The sequence below is a fragment of the Arthrobacter sp. SLBN-83 genome (assembly GCF_006715285.1).
GTDB lineage: Bacteria > Actinomycetota > Actinomycetes > Actinomycetales > Micrococcaceae > Arthrobacter.
The window spans coordinates 3,891,269-3,907,942 of the sequence record NZ_VFMX01000001.1 but is presented as its reverse complement, the minus strand read 5'-3'; the positions used below and the strand labels follow the sequence as shown (position 1 = coordinate 3,907,942).

At 65.4% G+C, this 16,674-nt stretch carries 14 protein-coding genes; 4 read left to right on the top strand and 10 right to left on the bottom strand.

The window, feature by feature from the left end:
• Positions 1 to 5: 5 nt before the first annotated feature.
• Together FBY30_RS18300 and FBY30_RS18295 are read right to left on the bottom strand one after the other, a co-directional pair.
• Positions 6 to 632 carry a hypothetical protein gene (locus FBY30_RS18300; RefSeq protein WP_142134015.1) on the bottom strand — a complete coding sequence of 209 codons (627 nt, stop codon included), beginning with the start codon at positions 630 to 632 and terminating at the stop codon, positions 6 to 8.
• Between the two features lie 181 nt (positions 633 to 813).
• Positions 814 to 2,328 (bottom strand): CAP domain-containing protein, encoded by a 1,515-nt coding sequence (locus tag FBY30_RS18295; protein WP_142134013.1) that lies wholly within the window; start codon positions 2,326 to 2,328, stop codon positions 814 to 816.
• Between the two features lie 625 nt (positions 2,329 to 2,953).
• On the opposite strand from FBY30_RS18295, the gene FBY30_RS18290 reads away from it, so the two are divergent.
• Positions 2,954 to 4,303 (top strand): MFS transporter, encoded by a 1,350-nt coding sequence (locus tag FBY30_RS18290; protein WP_142134011.1) that lies wholly within the window; start codon positions 2,954 to 2,956, stop codon positions 4,301 to 4,303.
• A gap of 81 nt (positions 4,304 to 4,384) precedes the next feature.
• Here the strand turns inward: FBY30_RS18290 and FBY30_RS18285 are convergent, their stop codons facing one another.
• The 6 genes from FBY30_RS18285 to FBY30_RS18260 are packed head-to-tail and all read right to left on the bottom strand — an operon-like array spanning position 4,385 to position 11,922.
• Complete coding sequence (locus FBY30_RS18285; RefSeq protein WP_142134009.1) at positions 4,385 to 6,235, bottom strand: glycoside hydrolase family 15 protein; 1,851 nt, start codon at positions 6,233 to 6,235, stop codon at positions 4,385 to 4,387.
• A 30-nt stretch (positions 6,236 to 6,265) separates the two neighbouring features.
• Entirely contained in the window at positions 6,266 to 7,372 is a 1,107-nt protein-coding gene (locus FBY30_RS18280; protein WP_142134007.1) for an enolase C-terminal domain-like protein, read from the bottom strand.
• A 2-nt stretch (positions 7,373 to 7,374) separates the two neighbouring features.
• The gene (locus FBY30_RS18275) at positions 7,375 to 9,165 is read right to left on the bottom strand and encodes a thiamine pyrophosphate-requiring protein (RefSeq protein ID WP_142134005.1); all 1,791 of its coding nucleotides are present in this window, start codon (positions 9,163 to 9,165) and stop codon (positions 7,375 to 7,377) included.
• A gap of 2 nt (positions 9,166 to 9,167) precedes the next feature.
• On the bottom strand, positions 9,168 to 10,820 hold the full coding sequence (locus FBY30_RS18270) for a GMC family oxidoreductase (protein ID WP_142134003.1): 1,653 nt from the start codon (positions 10,818 to 10,820) through the stop codon (positions 9,168 to 9,170).
• Positions 10,817 to 11,458, bottom strand: a complete 642-nt coding sequence (locus tag FBY30_RS18265; RefSeq protein WP_142134001.1) for a gluconate 2-dehydrogenase subunit 3 family protein — start codon at positions 11,456 to 11,458, stop codon at positions 10,817 to 10,819. The genes FBY30_RS18270 and FBY30_RS18265 overlap by 4 nt, the downstream gene beginning before the upstream one ends.
• On the bottom strand, positions 11,455 to 11,922 hold the full coding sequence (locus FBY30_RS18260) for a hypothetical protein (RefSeq protein WP_142133999.1): 468 nt from the start codon (positions 11,920 to 11,922) through the stop codon (positions 11,455 to 11,457). The genes FBY30_RS18265 and FBY30_RS18260 overlap by 4 nt, the downstream gene beginning before the upstream one ends.
• 71 nt (positions 11,923 to 11,993) lie before the next feature.
• Between FBY30_RS18260 and FBY30_RS18255 the strand changes: the two genes are divergently transcribed.
• A complete protein-coding gene (locus FBY30_RS18255; RefSeq protein ID WP_142133997.1) occupies positions 11,994 to 12,500 on the top strand; it encodes a MarR family transcriptional regulator in 507 nt (168 codons plus the stop codon).
• Positions 12,501 to 12,604: 104 nt separating this feature from the next.
• Here the strand turns inward: FBY30_RS18255 and FBY30_RS18250 are convergent, their stop codons facing one another.
• Together FBY30_RS18250 and FBY30_RS18245 are read right to left on the bottom strand one after the other, a co-directional pair.
• Complete coding sequence (locus tag FBY30_RS18250) at positions 12,605 to 13,564, bottom strand: aldose 1-epimerase family protein (RefSeq protein ID WP_142133995.1); 960 nt, start codon at positions 13,562 to 13,564, stop codon at positions 12,605 to 12,607.
• Entirely contained in the window at positions 13,561 to 14,637 is a 1,077-nt protein-coding gene (locus tag FBY30_RS18245) for a glucose 1-dehydrogenase (protein WP_235009492.1), read from the bottom strand. The genes FBY30_RS18250 and FBY30_RS18245 overlap by 4 nt, the downstream gene beginning before the upstream one ends.
• Before the next feature lie 269 nt (positions 14,638 to 14,906).
• On the opposite strand from FBY30_RS18245, the gene FBY30_RS18240 reads away from it, so the two are divergent.
• Together FBY30_RS18240 and FBY30_RS18235 are read left to right on the top strand one after the other, a co-directional pair.
• Complete coding sequence (locus tag FBY30_RS18240; protein ID WP_235009491.1) at positions 14,907 to 15,656, top strand: phosphotransferase; 750 nt, start codon at positions 14,907 to 14,909, stop codon at positions 15,654 to 15,656.
• Positions 15,657 to 16,007: 351 nt separating this feature from the next.
• Complete coding sequence (locus tag FBY30_RS18235) at positions 16,008 to 16,646, top strand: class I SAM-dependent methyltransferase (protein WP_235009490.1); 639 nt, start codon at positions 16,008 to 16,010, stop codon at positions 16,644 to 16,646.
• Positions 16,647 to 16,674: the final 28 nt, after the last annotated feature.

Genomic DNA, 16,674 nt, shown 5'->3' with positions numbered 1-16,674 from the left:
TCGTTTTATAGGCCGCCGGTGAAGGTGAAGGACGCAGGCAGAGGATTCGGGGCTGCGCCATGGAACAGCACAATTTCGTCGTGGGCTTTCAGGACGACGTCGGTGATTTTCCCATCCTGCTTGGTGCCGTTGACCGCCACGTTCCACCCGTCGATACCTGAGTGCGGCGTTCCAGGGGTCTTGTCGGTGCCGTCCAGGACACCCCATTCGGTGAGGAACTGCCCGAGGGTGTAGGTGGCCCCGGCGGTGGGTGCCTCGATGTGGATGACGCCGGTTTCGTCGTGGCTGTGCAGGGCGGAAATCCCGTTGGGCTGGCCGGCAGTGTTGAAGCTGAAGCCGATGTCGGCCGGGACGGTCACGGGCTTGCCCTCCGTGAAAACGTCGAGGTGGGCATGGAAGTGTTCGGCGGCGCCTTCGGCAGTGAGTACCTGCAGGCCGGCAGCTTTGATCCGGTCCGCTGCACCCTTGGGATTCAGTCCCCAGCCCACGGAGGTGGAGGTGGCGGCGGGCGTTGGCCCTGATGCGGACGCGCTGGTGGCGCCGGCCGTGGGCGCCGTGCTTGAGGGGGCGCAGGCTGATGCGGTCAGGACAATGCCGGCCAGCGCGGCCATGAGGGTGATGCGGTTTTCCAACGGACACTGCTTTCGGTCAGGGTAACAGGCACCTCGGGCATGCCTATGGAAAGCCTAATAGCCGGTTCCACCTGTCACGGACAGTTTTACGCAGCAGCCGCCCGGTACCCACGCGGGAACGCCGGCACCCCTCCCCGCGGTGGCAGGAAGGGGTGCTGGGCTGGCAGGTTCCTACAGGTTCCTAGTAGGTGATGCCGGTTCCGGCGGGACCCCAGCGGATGACGCCGTTCTGGAAGTTCTGTGCCACGTTGCCATTGGCCCCGGTCGGGTATTCGCCGCTGGTCGGGAAACCGAGCCGCCCGGTTGGCCCGCCGGCGCCCCGGTACAGGCTGCTGATGCCGCCGAAGACGAAGTAGCCGCCTGAGTTGGGCAGCCAGGTGATGAAGCCGCCCTGGTAAGTCTGGTAGACGCCGCCGTTGGCGGGGATCTCGCCTGATGACGGGTAACCGAGGACGCCGTTCTCGAAGCCGGTGGCGGCCCAGATGGTGCGGACTCCGCCGACGGAGACCTGGGTGCCGGTGGCGGGGGAGTACAGCAGGGCGCCACGCTGGAAGTTCTGGTAGAAACCGCCGTCCCTGATGGCGGTCTTGGCGCTGGTGGCCACCCCGAGGTACGCGCTGTTTTCCCGGTACCGGGCCAGCATCTCACCGGAGATGACGCGTGCACCGGTGGCGGCGCTGTAGGTGATAACGCCGTTCTGGTAGTTCTGGGCGCTGCCACCGTCCACCGCGTAGATCTCCGAAATGGGGTAGCCGAGTGCGCCGGCTTCAAAACCGGTCGCGGCCCAGGCGTTTCGGATGGCACCGGTGGAGATGTGCGCCCCGGTGGCGGGTGACCACAGGACGGCTCCGCCCTGGTAGTTCTGGTAGACGCCGCCGTCCTTGATTCCGCCGACTTCGTCGGTGACCGGATATCCCAGGATGCCGTTTTCGAATCCGTAGCTGGCCCACAGGTTCCGGATTGCGCCTGTCGAAACATGGGCTCCACTGGCAGGGGAGTAGATCAGAGCGCCGTACTGGTAGTTGCGGTACGAGCCGCCGTCCTTGAGTCCGTAGATCTCGGGGGATACCGGCAGGCCCAAGGCACCGTTGATGGCTGCGGCTTTGACTGCCAGTGGGGTTTGCGTTGTCGGGGAGGTCGATGGTGCGGTGGGCGCCGTCGTGGTGGTGGGGTAGGCCGCCATGTTGGAGACCATCAGATGCCAGCCGGCGTAGGGTCCGCTGGTCGGGACGACATAGCCGATGCCTGCATCCGTGCCACGTGGATCGAGCATAGCGGCCTTGTGGCCGGGGGAATTCATCCACCAGTCGACCAGCTGGGCAGGGCTGAAGTTGAACCCGATGTTCTCGCGGTACCAGGTGGCGCCGGCCGGGATCTCGTTGCCACCGGCGTCGGTGCGGTGGATGTTGGCGAAGTCGAAGTTGGGGTCCATCGTGGCAAGGCCCAGCTGCTTGGCCCAGTCCTGGGAGACGTCGGCGATCTTCTGGTTCCAGACGAAGGGCCGCGCACCGACCTTTACACGTTCGGCGTTGATGAGGTCGAAGGTCTGCTTGGTGAACGAGTCGGAAATGGTTGTGGCCGGGACCACGGCGGGGGCCGGTGCAGCGATGGAAGTGGTGGCGGCAGCGAGGCCGCAGGGCATGGTAAGCAGCAGTCCGAGGGTTAGCGCGGACATGCGTGAAGAAGAGAATTTCATGGATACCTTGATTGGGGCCGGGGGGTAATACCGGGAGACGGAACAAGTCTGCCCCGGCCCTATCGCGGGAAACGCCGAATTGTGGTGATGCTGCGGAAAGTCTTGGCAAACTCTGCGGAAGCCAAGTTGCCGTGGGTACGCTCAGGCGCTTAGATCAGCGAAACTCTATTCGGCCCGCAGGACGGTGCGCCGGGGGAGTGGTTCCGTCCACGTGGCAGGGACGGGCTTAGTCATCACCGGAGACCGCCGAACAGCAGCAACAGGACAGCCGCAATGCAAATGACCGCGATCACCGAAAGTGCCACCCACAGAAGCTTCTTCATGCCTATAGTTTCGTCCGCGGGACGCATGCCCGGCATCTGGTCCCCGCTCGGCGGACCATCGGCGGACGACGGCGGGCGCCCACCCGCCGTCGTCCGCTTCCTGTCTTCAGGCCCACCTGCGGAATTTGCGCCTCCGGAACTTCTTGCGCTTATGCAATAGTTGCGAAAAAATAAAAACGTAGGTTCCCGGGGATAAACGCCAGTGCATGGCGGGGCATTGCCGGCCGGTGCCAGTTCCACGGGAGATCAACAGGCGTACTGGGGCGCGGTCTGATGAGCCATATCGCGAAGGAGCATTTCCTATGGCACAGAACGTAACGGCAGCAGCGGCAGTGGGTAATACCCGATGGAAGCGATTGATCCCCGTCGCCATCATCGTCTACATCATTTCGTTCATGGACCGGACAAATATCGGGTTCGCCCTGAACGGGCTCCACCAGGACCTGGGCATTGACGCCGCCCAGCAGGGCCTGGCGGCAGGCATCTTCTTCATTGGCTACCTCGTCCTGCAGATACCGGGCGGGCATCTTGCCGAACACTGGAGTGCCAAGAAATTCGTGGGCATCATGGTGCTCATTTGGGGCGTCCTGGCTGTCCTTTCCGGGTTCATCCAGGATTTCACCCAACTGCTCGTGGTGCGCTTCTTCCTTGGCGTGGCCGAGGCCGGGATCTGGCCTGCGATCCTTGTACTCATCAGCCACTGGTTCCCCGCCGCTGAGCGGGCGCGGGCTTATGCGTTCTGGATGATGAACATCGCGATCGCCTCGATCATCACGGCACCCCTCTCCGGGTGGATCCTCTCTTTCTCGGACTGGCGTTGGCTGTTCATCATTGAAGGCATATTCCCGTTCATCATTGCGGCTCCCCTGTGGTGGGCCCTGATCGCCGACCACCCGCGTGAAGCCAAGTGGTGCTCCGTCCAGGAGCGTGAATATATCGAGAAGGGACTCGCTGCTGACGCAGCGGCACACCCCCAGCAGGAAAAGCTGGGCCTGCGCCACGTCATGTCCAATTCAGTGGTGTGGCGGCTGACCCTGGTGTACTTCCTCATCCAGATCGGCTTCTACGGCATCAACATTTGGCTTCCCCACGTGATCAAGACCATCACCTCCGGGTCCTCCCTTGAAGTTGGTCTCATCACGGCCATCCCGTACGTGCTGGCAATGTTCGGCCTCTGGTACAACGCCAAAGCAGCCGACCGTACGGGCCGCTACTCCACCCACGTGCTGCTGTCCATGGCAGTGGGAGCTGTCGCCCTGGTCATCTCGGTAGCTACCGGTGACAGCGCGCCGGTCCTTGCCGTCACCCTCATCAGCATCGCGGTTGCAGGCGCCCTGGCCTACGACGGTCCCTTCTGGGCGTCAGCGTCCCGTGCAATGCCGGCCGCCGTTGCCGGTGCTGCCATGGGGTTGATTAACGCGGTCGGCAATCTCGGCGGGTTCGTTGGGCCCTATGTGGGAGGCTTCCTGCAGGATGCGACGCATGGCAGTTTCCTGGCCACGTCCATTTTCCTGGCGGCATGCCTGCTGGCCGCGGGCCTGGTGATGCTGACACTGCGGCGCGGCGGTGACCGGCCGCTGGCCGGCAGCCGTTCGGGGGAGGGGCAACCCGAAAAGGCCAAGGCAGAATCACCCAGGAGGAACACCCGCTAAAGGTTCTTTGCAAGAGGTACATCGTGGGGCCGGCCTGCATCGCAGGCCGGCCTCAATGATGCCCCACTGCTTATGAGGCGCTCACTCTGCCTTCTCGCTGGGAGCCCCCACTTCCCCTGCCTGGTCCCGGTGATGGTCTTCCGGGCTGTGCAGGGGAGTATTGCTTTGCCGTGAGCGCCCGTGCTGCAGTTGCAGGGCGCAGTGGATGAGCGGGAAGTGGCTGAAGGCCTGCGGCGTGTTGCCTAGTTGCCGCTGGTTCCTGGGGTCCCATTCTTCGCTGAGCAGGCCAACGTCGTTGCGGAGCCTGAGGAGGCGCTCAAAGAGATCCTCGGCCTCGCGGCGCCGGTTGATCCCCAGCAGGGCGTCGACCAGCCAGAAGGAGCACGCGAGGAACACCCCTTCCGTCCCGGGCAGGCCATCATTGCTCGCCTGTGGCCGGTACCGGAGGACAAAGCCATCTTCGGTGAGATGGTGCTGGATGGTTTCCACGGTGCCGACTACCCTGGGATGGTCGTGGGGCAGGAAGCCCACGCGGGGGATCAAAAGGAGGCTCGCGTCCAGCTCCTTGCTTCCATAGGACTGGACGAAGGTATTGCGCTCGCTGTCGAAGCCGTGCGTCATGACGTCTTTATGGATGGTGTCGCGCAGCGCCGACCAGCGCCCTTCCGGGCCTGGCAGCCCGGAGTGCCGGATGCCCTTGATCATGCGGTCCGCCGCCACCCAGCACATGACTTTCGAATGGGTGTTGTGGCGGCGGGGACCCCGCATTTCCCAAAGCCCGTTGTCGGGCTGGTCCCAGGCGCCCTCAAGGTATTCCATGAGGGCCACCTGGATGTCCCAGGAATCATCGGCAGTGTCCGGAAAGGCCGCGCGGGTCAGGGAGAGCCCGTCCAGGACCTCACCCCATACATCCAGTTGCAGTTGAGGAGCGGCGGCGTTTCCAACCCTGACCGGTTTGGAGTTTTCGAACCCGGAGAGCCAGGGCAGCTCTGTTTCAGGGAGTCGGCGGGTGCCGTCGATGCCGTACATGATCTGTAGGTCGGCGGGGTCGCCGGCGACGGCGCGCAGCAGCCATTCCCGCCAGGCCGCCGCTTCCTCGGTGTAGCCGCCGGCAAGCAGCGACTGCAGGGTTAAGGTGGCATCGCGAAGCCAGCAGAAGCGGTAATCCCAGTTTCTGGATCCGCCCGGGTCTTCCGGCAGGGAAGTGGTGGGGGCTGCGACGATGCCACCCGTCGGTGAGTAGATAAGTCCTTTCAGGGTGATCAACGAACGTTCAACCGCATCCTTGTACTTTCCTTCCATCCTGCTGCGGCCGATCCAGTTCCGCCAGAAGTTCTCCGTTGTTTCCAGCGCCTTCTTCGCGTCGGTTTCCGGCGGGGCCGGCTTGCTGCTGGGAACCCACCGCAGTACGAAGGGCACTTTTTCACCGGCCCGGACGGTGAAGTCGCTGATGGTGCGCATGTCCCGGCCCTGGAGCGGGGCTGTCGTGGTGAGGTAAGCGGCGTCCGGGCCTGCGATGGCGGTCAGGCGTTGGTTGCTGCGCCGCACCCACGGCACGATGTGGCCGTAATCGAAGCGCAGGCAAAGTTCCCCGTACATCTGTACGCTGCCGCGAAGGCACTCGACTATACGCACTACGTCGGCGCCGTCGTCACGGATAGGCATGAAGTCTGTGACCCTGACGCTCCCATCAGACGTTTCCCACTCGGTTTCGAGGATGAGCGTGCCCGGGCGATACCGCCTGCGTGTGCACTTGCCTGCCCCCGCAGGTGCCAGCAGCCAGCGCCCCGCCGCGGGGGTGTCCAGCAAGGCGGCGAAGCAGGCCGGGGAGTCAAAGTTCGGCAGGCACATCCAGTCGATTGACCCGTCGTTGCTGACCAAAGCAGCCGTGTGCAGGTCCCCCAGGAGCGCGTAATCACTGATGTCAGACATGGCTGCCCTTTCTGCTTTTACGTTCTGGCCTCAGCGGACCCGGTACTTGTCAGCTTCGACTGTGCGCAGCGTCAGCCCGTTGCCGGGTCTGTCTCCCGGCTGCAGGGACCCGCCTTCGGGGTCAAGCGTTCCGTCGAAGAAGAGGTTCTCGATGCGGACATGGTCGTGGAACCACTCCAAGTGGCGGAAGTTGGGGGTGGCGGCGGCGACGGCGGTGCTCAGGTGGGGTGCGCAGTGGCCGGAGATTTGCAGGCCGTGGGCGGCGGCGACGGCGGCGATGCGCAGCCATTCGGTGATACCGCCGCACCGGCTGACGTCCGCCTGCAGGCAGTCGATGGCGTCGGCGGCGCACAGGCGCTGGAAGTAGGGGAGCCCGGTCCCGTATTCGCCGGCCGCCACGTCGGCGTCGACGGCGTCCCGCACCACCCGGAGCCCGGCCAGATGGTCGCTGGAGACTGGCTCCTCGAACCAGGTCACGTTCTCGGCAGCAACCTCGCGCATGATGCGGACGGCCTGTTTGGCGGTGTAGGCGCCGTTGGCGTCGACGAACAGTTCCACGTTAGGGCCGACGGCGGCACGCGCCTGGCGGATGCGCTCCAGGTCCCGTGGCGCGTTGGTTCCATTGTCCTGGCCGATCTTGATCTTCACGCGCGGGATGTGCTGGCCGTGGGCCCAGCCCTCCAGTTGGCTCCGGAGCTGCTGTTCGGAGTAGGTGGTGAACCCGCCGCTGCCGTAGACCGCCACTTCGTTCCTGACCGCGCCGAGGAGTTTGTGCAGCGGCAGGTCCAGGAGGCGGGCCTTCAGGTCCCAGAGGGCGCAGTCGACGGCGGAGACGGCGTAGGACGCCAGTCCGGTGCTGCCGGGGTTGCGCACCGCCCGGGCCATCGCCACCGCAGCGGCCGGTACGTCCAGGGCGTCAACGCCATGGACGGCCGGGCCGAGGAGCCCTTCCACCAAGCCCGCGGCGGCGGCCGGGGCGTACGTCCACCCCAGGCCCGTCTTCCCGCCGGCGGCGGCCTGGACCAGCACCATGGTGGTGGAGTCCCAACTGAAGGTGCCGTCCGCTTCGGGAGCGTCAGTGGGCACGGTGTAGGCCGCGGCCTGGACGGCGGTGACCGGAGCCTCCGCGGGTGCCACGGTCAGCCCTCCTTGTGTGGCAGGAATTCCTGGATCTTGGTCTTGACCCCCTCCTTCACGACGCCCCAGGCGCTGTCATCGCCCTTGACCATGGCCTCGGCTGTCTTCCGTGCCTGTTCCAAAGTGGCGTGCGGCGGGATGGGCGGAATGTCGGGGTCGGTGCGGACGTCCAAAAGTGTGGGCCTGTCCGCGGCGAGGGCCTTCTCCCAGGCCGGGCCGACGTCGTCGGGATTGTCGACGTGGATGCCCTGCAGTCCCAGGCTTTCAGCGAACCCTGCGTAGTCCACGTCCGGGAGCGCCTGGGATTCGCGGAAGGCGGGCACTCCACCCATGGCCCGCATCTCCCAGGTGACCTGGTTGAGGTCGTTGTTGTGCAGGACGGCCACCACCAGGCGCGGGTCGTCCCATTCGTGCCAGTAGTGCTTGATGGTGATCAGCTCGGCAAGCCCGTTCATTTGCATGGCACCGTCGCCGGCGAAAGCGATGGCCGGGCGGCCGGGGTGGGCGAATTTGGCCCCGATGGCGTATGGAACGCCGGGGCCCATGGTGGCAAGGTTGCCCGACAATGAGCCGCGGACTTCTCCCCGGAACTTCAGCTGCCGCGCGTACCAGTTGGCTGACGAGCCCGAGTCGGCGCTGAGCATGGCGTTGGCCGGCAGCCGGGTGGAGAGCTCCGCGAACAGCAGCATGGGGTTGACGGGATCGGCGCTGACCATGGCCTCGTCGTGCATGGTCTCCCACCAGCGGCTGATGGACGACTCCAGGCCCTCCTGCCAGGACCGGTCCTGCTTGCGTTCGAGGTGCGGGATCAGTGCGCGCAGGGCGGTGCCGGCGTCGGCCACGATGTTGAACTCGTTGGTGTAGCGAAGCCCGATCATCTTTGGGTCCACGTCAATCTGCACCCCGCGGGCCTGTCCGGGTTCGGGCAGGAACTGGGTGTAAGGGAAGCTCGAGCCCACGGTGAGCAGGGTGTCGCAGTCGCGCATCATCTCGTAGCTGGGCCGGGTACCCAGCAGGCCGATCGATCCCGTGACGTAGGGCAGGTCGTCGGGCAGGGAGTCCTTGCCCAGCAGGGCCTTGGCCACGCCGGCGCCCAGCAGCTCTGCCACTTCCCGGACCTCGGCGGAAGCTCCCCGGGCACCCTGGCCAATCAGGATGGCCACTTTGGAGCCCTCATTCAGGAGCTGCGCGGCTCCGCGGATGGATTCGCTGTCCGGCTGGATGTCCGGCCAACGGATTCCCACGCTGGAAGGCACCATCTTGAATTCGTGTGTGGGCGCGGCGTACTCGAGTTCCTGGACGTCGGCGGGGATGATCACGGCGGTCGGAGCCCGCTGCGCCTCCGCGATCCGGATGGCCCGGTCGATGACGTTGGGCAGCTGCTCCGGAACCGTGACCATCTGCACGTAGTCCGAGGCGACGTCCTTGAACAGGGTCAGGAGGTCCACCTCCTGCTGGTAGGACCCGCCCATGGCGCTGCGTGCGGTTTGTCCCACAATGGCCACCACGGGAACATGGTCCAGCTTGGCGTCATACAACCCGTTCAGGAGGTGGATTGCGCCGGGGCCGGAGGTGGCCATGCAGATGGCGGCACCGCCACTGAACTTGGCGTAGCCCACGGCTTCGAACGCTGCCATCTCCTCGTGCCGGGCTTGGATGAATTTCGGCTGGTTGCCCGCCTTGCCGAAGGCGGCCAGGATGCCGTTGATGCCGTCTCCGGGGAAACCGAAGACCTTGTCCACGCCCCATTCGCCCAGGCGGGAGAGCAGGTAGTCAGCCACTGTAGTTGTCATGATCAGTCTTCCTTCGTGCTCGTGACGCCCCTCCGGGCGCCTTGGACCAGGACGCCGGCCGCGCGGGCCGCCAGCGCCATGATGGTCAGGGCCGGGTTTGCGCTGCCCTGGGTGGGCAGGACGCTGCCGTCGGTGACCAGCAGGTTGGGTACTGCGAAACTGCGCAGGTTCCGGTCCACCACTCCTTCCTGCTCAGCACCGGCCATCCGGGCTCCGCCCACCAGGTGTGCGTAGCGGTTGATGGTGATGACTTCCTCCGCTCCCGCCGCTGTGAGGATCTGCTCCATGACCTGCTGCGCTGCGGACATCAGCTGCCGGTCGTTCTCGCACTGGCTGTAGCTGAAGCGGGCCACGGGGATGCCGTTGCGGTCCGTTTCGTCGGCGAGCGTCACCCTGTTCCCTTCCAGCGGGAGGAACTCGCAGAGCGCGCCAAGGCAGGCCCAGTGGGGGTAGTCGCTCATGTACCGGCGGAGGGCAGCGCCCCAGTGCCCTTGGGCGGCAACGTGCTCCGCCCAGGTGATGGGAAGCGGGGAGACGCACTGGATGGAGAATCCGCGTTTGTAGGGCTTGGCGGGGTCTGTTTCATAGAAGTCTTCGGTGCTGACTTCCGGGGGCGGGGCCTTCCACATCCGCACCTCAGCCTGGAACCGCCCGCCGGTCTGAGGTGCCCCCTGCACCATCAGGTACCGGCCCACCTGGTCAAAGTCATTGCACATCCCGTCCGGGAAGCGCGTTGACGTGGAGTTCAGCAGCAGCCGGGGCGTTTCGATCGAATAGCCTGCCACCGCCACCAGGCGGGCGCGCTGGAATCTCTGGATGCCGCCCTGGACGTATTCGACGCCGGTTGCCAGGCCGGTGCGTTCGTCCAGGCAGACCTTGGTGGCCATGGAGTCGGGCCGGATTTCGGCGCCATGCGCCAGGGCGTCCGGGACATGGGTAATCAACGGTGAAGCCTTGGCGTTGACTTTGCAGCCCTGCAGGCAAAAGCCGCGGTAGATGCAGTGCGGACGGTTGCCAAACCGCCCATTTGCGATGGCCACCGGCCCCACCTTTGCCGTCACGCCGCAGGCGTTGGCGCCCCTCAGGAACAGTTCCCCGTTGCCGGACACCGGGTGCGGCCGGTGGGGGTAGCTGTGGGGATCGCCCCAGGGCCAGTGTTCGCCGGAAACGGGAAGCTCGGCTTCAATGTCCTCGTAGTAGGACCGGAGCTCGCCGTACTCCAGCGGCCAGTCGGCGCCCACACCGTCCGCGCTGAGGGTGTGGAAGTCGCTGGGATGGAAACGCGGGGTGTAGCCGGCGAAATGCACCATCGATCCGCCCACGCCCCGGCCGGAATTATTGGAGCCCAGGGGGACGGGGTCGCTGCCCCCGATCACCCGCGGTTCGGTCCAGTAGAGGTGGTGGGAGCCGGCTTCGTCGCTGACCCAGTCCTGCTCGGGCTCCCAGAACGGTCCCGCGTCCAGGCCCACGGCCCGCCATCCGGCCCGCGCGAGGCGCTGGAGCAACGTGGCGCCGCCGGCACCGCAGCCCACGATGACGATGTCCACCTCGTCGTCGTCGCGGAACCGGCGCATGTTTTCCCTCAGCCCCAGGTTGCTGCCCGGGCCCTTTGGCAGCAGCCACGCGGATTCGTTGCGTTCCCGCAGGGTGCTCATCTGTCGGCACCATGGGTGGGGTCCGCGTCGGGGCGGACATCGCGCACCTCGAATGGTTCCAGCCGGTCCACACCGAGGTTCTTGTAGCCACGGGGGTACGCCGGCCCGGCGAAGCCGATCTCATCCCACGCCAGGGGATGGGAGTAGAACGCGGTGCAGGCATACCGCGTCCACAGGCTCCACACCCGGTCCGCCGGCAAGCCATGCCACAAATCCCGGTCCAGGTCGCAAATGTCCTGCAGCAGCTTCGCTTGGCCGTCCAAACTGAGCAGGGCGAAGGTGCAGTCCATCCGGGCCCGGGCCTCATCGTCAAGCGCGGCCAGGGAGGCGCGCCAGGCCTCGCCGTCCCGGGGCATGTTGTCGTAGTGCCAGCCGTCGGTCTCCTCCTCGGCCAGGCGCGCGTCCACCATGTTCACTACCGGCACCCGCGGTTCCGCGTGCTGGTCCAGTAACTGGTCAAACAGAGCCCGCGCGGCCGCTTCCTCCGCCGGGGTGAAGAATCGCACGTCCGGAGGCAGCGCCGTCCTGGACTGTACGACGGCGGCTGTCACCGGGTCCCAATGCCGCGCCTGGGCGAGGGTGCTGAAGCCCGGGTAGCGCCCGCCGCCGTCGTCCCTCTGCAGGGGGAGCCCGGTCACGGTTCCCTCCTCAGCACCGAGGCCAGCACACCCATGCCGCCCACGAGGGTGACCAGCAGAGGTGCGAAGAGCGGAGGGCCCATCTCCAGGTTGTAACGCAGGTTGGCCAGGCCGCCGGGCTTTTGCCGGATGCCCTGCAGGTGCAGCCACGTGCCCTGCAGCCCGTTGGCGATGATGGCTGCGCTGGCCAGTGGAAGCGCCGTCTTGGCCATGCGGCGGCTGAAGACCCCTGCCACCCCCGCGGCTGCCCCCAGAGGGCCAAGGGCAACCGGGGCCCACATCCACTTGTTGCCGAAACTTGCCTTGTCATGCTCAAGGAAGATCTCTGCGGCAGTCACCAGCGCGCCGGCCGCCGTCAGCGCCGAAAGGGACCGCTCAAACCGCCCGGTCTGAACATTCCTGATGAGCCGGTCGATGCCGTTGACCGTGCTGCTCACCGGATCTGTAGGCTGATTCGTCCTCATGATTCTCCTTACCGCGCCCTGACGCTGCGCAACCTTTGCAGTTCGGTAACTATCCGGGGAAACTGGTGGGTATGGACACAACTGCCGCACCGGGCGGCCTCACACCGCCGGCAAGCCGGGAAGTAGAAGCCGTGCTCGCGGCCGCCGATGTACTGCTGCGGGTGGTAGCCAGTTCCGTGGCGGAAGTGGAGGACGTGGTGAACACCCCCCAGCTGCGGGTTCTGGTCCGCATCCACTCGCTTGGGCCCCAGAATCTGGGCGGGGTGGCCGCTGAGCTGGGGGTGCATGCATCCAACGCCACCCGGATCTGCGATCGGCTGGTAGCTGCCGGCCTGCTGGAACGGCGGGAGGACCCGGCAGACCGGCGGTACGTCCGGCTCGAGCTGACGGCGGATGGACATGCCCTGGTGGATTCTGTGCTGGACCACCGGCGGCAGGCGATTGGAGAGGTCATTTCGAGGATGCCCTCGGGTCGGCGTCCGGCGCTGGCTGCTGCGCTGGAGGCCTTTGCGGCCGCCGCCGGGGGCCAGGGCACCTCCGACGGCCGCTTTACATTGGGAGCCCGGCACGTGAAGTGACCGGATTCTGTTGCAGCAAAAGCCATATTTTCATTGAACTCCGATACTTGCGCTTTCGCAATGGTTCACGTTGTGCTCGTGTGGCTTTTCCTCGCGGTCTTTTCTTAGAGCGGCCTGATGCCCCACCGGCCGGTGTGGGATTGCCCGGGCTCAAGGGTGATCAGCCCCTCGCCGGAGTTGAAGGCATCAGGTGCGCACGTCATGGGTTCGACGCCCAGTCCGCTACGCCGGCGGTCCGGCTGGGGGAGGGTGTCTCCCGTGAAAATTTCCAGGTACGGATAGGTCTCGTCCACCCACAGCTCAACGCCTCCGGATTGGTCCGGACGCAGGAGCTTCACCCGTGCCCGGCCGTCGCCGCCGCGGACAAGGTCGGTGTAGGCCACATCGATGTGCCGACCGCTGAGCTGCTGGAGTTCACGCAAGTCGTACTCGGTGCCATCCACGCGCGTATGGCCGGTGGGGATCCCCCGTTCGTCTACAGGCAGGTACGTCCCGCCTGGCACCTGGACCAATCCCGCATCGATGACCTGGCCTGGTAGACCCAGGCTCAGGTAAGGGTGCGCACCAGTCCCAAAGGGGCACGGCTCCTCGCTACGGTTGGTGACTGTGGTGCGCACGCTCAGCCCGCCGTCGTCGAGCTGGTAGTCCAGGCGGCAGTCGAGCACCCAGGGCCAGCCCTGGCAGGCATGAAGGGTGTAGGCGAAGGAAATGGAGTCGGCGGTACGTTGCTGGACGGTCCAATTCCGCCACCGTGTCAGCCCGTGGATTGCCCCTCCCTTGTCCGGCTCGCTCAGGTCCAGCTGGAGGTGCCTGCCTTCCCAGGCGTAGCCGCCACCCTTGATCCGGTTGGGCCAGGGGATCAGCGATTGTCCCCGCGCTCCCGTGCACATGTCCTCCGGCCTGTACCCGTCCAGCAGGTTCTGGCCGTCCCGGCTGTACACACGCAACGCAGCGCCGACTTCGGTCAGCGTGGCGCTCTGGCGGTCGAAGGCAATGTCGTACTGCTGCCCTGATGGAAACCTGTGCCCACTGTCCCCTTCTTGAGGGCCACCCTGATGGTTCATGACTGCTGGTTCCCCCCGTCGGCTCCTGCCGTCAGGTCCAGGACCACCTTGACGTCGTCGGGTTGGTGTTTAAAGGCTTGCGCGAAGTTTTCCAATGGAACCCGGCGGCTGATGAGGCGGCGCAGCCAGCCAGGGTCTGCCTTCGCAAGGGCCTCGGCGCCGGCGTCGTAATGGCGGCGGTTCGCGTTGACGCTGCCAAAGACCACGCCGTTCATCAGCACTTCCTCGCGGTTGAGCGCGCCCACGTCCACCCTTGTTTGTTTGCCTGTTCCGGAAACGCCTGTCAGGCAGGTAATGGCATCCTGCGCCCGGCATCTAAGTGCGTCCAGGACCACGGGGGTGACGCCGGTGCATTCAACCAGGACGTTGGGTTTAATGCCGGAATCCGGCAGGGGTTCGCTGTGGTAGGTGGCCCCAAGGTCACGAACAAGCTGCGGCTTGGGACCGTCGGTGACGATGTCGAAAACATGGACGTCCAGGCCTTGCTGCACTCCCAGGAGCGCTGCAAGCAGCCCCACAGGGCCGGCTCCGGTCACGACGGCGGTGTGGGGGTCGAAAAATGCCCGCTGCCCGATCCGGTTGATTTGCTCCCACGCCTTGGCCACGATGGTGGTGGGTTCCAGCAGGACGCCCACATCCTGCAGGCTGGAATCCAGTTTCACCATCGCGTCGGAGTCTGCCCGCCACCGTTCCCGGGCGAAACCGTCCAGGCCTTTGATCCCGTGCTCGGTGTACTTGCCATTGAGGCACATGTCCCATTCCCCGGCGGCGCAGGCCTTGCATGGCTCGGGGTCCGGCCGGCGGACAATTCCCACCACCAGGTCGCCTTTGGCCAAGCCGGAGTCCGGGGAAGCGTCGAGGACCCGGCCGAGGTTTTCGTGGCCCAGCACCAGATAGTCCTGGCCCGGGGGCGCTTCCCCGTAGTCTGCGGCGATGATCTCACTGTCGGTTCCGCACAGGCCCACGGCCAGTGCCTCCACCAGTACCTGGCCCTCGCCGGTCTTGGGGTCTGGAACCTCCCGGAGGTGCAGTGAGTCCTTTTCTCCAGGTGTAACGGCCAGCGCACGCATCATGCCTCCCTTTAGCCTCGGATACCTTTGGCCAGTGTCCCGCGTTATTTGCGTGAGCGCAACGGTATGCGTCGTCTGCTCCAGCGGGAGGATTTCGATGGAACCCATCGTCGTCTTCGTGAGGCGGCATCTTGTGAAGTAGCGGGCTCCGGACGCTGTAGTCTCCAGGGATGGCATCGTGGCACCGGAACCGGCTCAGTGCCGAACAGGCCTGCTTTGTGGAAACCCGATTTCCAGGCGTTCGCCTGCTGAATGACCATTCATGGAATCTCGTGGACACCGCAGTCCTGGAAGTGGAGCACTGTGGGCGCAGGTACGTGGTCAAGACTGCCGGGCCCGCCAACCATCACATCGGGCGTGAAATAGACGCACACGAATCCTTCCTCGCTATCTGGGCCGCCAAGAACAGGGCGCCCAGCCTCGTGAAGGCAAACCGATCGCTGAACCTCTTGGTGACGGAGTACCTGGACGGCTCCCTGGTGGAAGGAGGCGCCGCCGAATATGCCCCCGACACCTACCTGCAGGCCGGCCAGCTCCTCCGTGCGTTCCACGCCCAAGCGGTACATGTCGACCCGCAGTATGAGGAGGCAGCCACCGCCAAAGCGATGGCGTGGCTGGACAAGCCCCACCGCATCGAAGAAGCTGCCGCAGAAAGAGCGCGAAGCATTCTCGCTGCCTACCGGCCCGAGCCGGTCACCGCCGTCCCAACCCACGGCGACTGGCAACCACGCAACTGGCTGATAAGCGGAACCGAGCTCAGGATCATCGACTTTGGCCGGTTCGGGTTCAGGCCGTCCATCAGCGATTTCTGCCGCTTGGCCGCACAGCAGTGGCTGTCGGGCCCCGAGCTGGAGGATGCCTTCTTCGAGGGCTACGGTTCGGACCCACGAGAGAGCAGACTTTGGAACATAACCATGCTCCGCGAAGCTGTCTCCACCGCAGCCTGGGCGTTTCAGATTGGTGACCCTGAGTTTGAGGAACAAGGCCACCGGATGCTCCGGGATGCCCTCGCTTGCTACTGACCGGACGTGCCTTCAGGCTGACTTCGGGGCTTCGGCTCAACATGGTCACCAAGTCTGCAAGGCTTCGAAGCGAGCCACCTCGTCCAGCGCCTTTCCTGTCGAGGTGTATCGCCTGCAGGCCGGTTATCTCGGAGCTGAAGACCTCGCCGAGGAATGGCTCGAGGCCACGTCCCCTGCGAGGATGACAAGGCACTGGACCCGGGACTTCAGAAGCCCATGGCGCCCAGCTGCATCACAACGGTCAGCATCAAGGCAAGCCACTCACCTTTCATTAGCCGTCCAGCAGAGACCGCCAGGGTGATCATGCGCGGCTGAGTCCCTTTTAGGAGCAACATTTTCTAGACTCGCTGGGTGACTGAAGACGAAGTCCTGCATGCCTACGCTGCCCGGGCTGCAGAGTACGAGAGCCTTCTTGGCTCCGTAGAGGACATGGGCGAGCTGGACCGCCGTCGTATCGAACGGTGGGCGGGGGGACTTGAAGGGCCCGGACTTACCGGACCAGTGCTCGACGCCGGCTGCGGCCCCGGGCACTGGACCCACTTTCTGCAGGGGCTGGGACTGGACGTCTCCGGTGTTGATCTCGTCCCTGAATTCATTCGGAGTGCCCGCGTCCGCTTCCCGAACGTGCCGTTCCGGGTGGCATCGCTTCGTGCCCTCGACCTGCCCGATGGCCACCACGCAGGCGTCCTGGCCTGGTATTCACTTATTCATTTCGCACCCACAGAACTGCCCCCTGCCATCATGGAGCTTCGCCGTGTCCTGCAGCCAAAGGGGCGCCTGCTTGTTGGCTTCTTCGAGGGCGATTCCGGCGAGCCCTTCGATCACGCGGTCACTACGGCGTATTACTGGTCTGTGGACGAAATGAGTGCGATGTTGCAGGACGCCGGCTTCGAGGTCCTGGACGTGGAGAGCCGGCAGGTCCCCGGCCGGCGGCCACACGCCGCCATCGCCGCGGTCGCCGCGGTCGCCCGGAGTGAGAAGACGAGCTGACACCGACGCTGCGTGCCATGCGGACTTA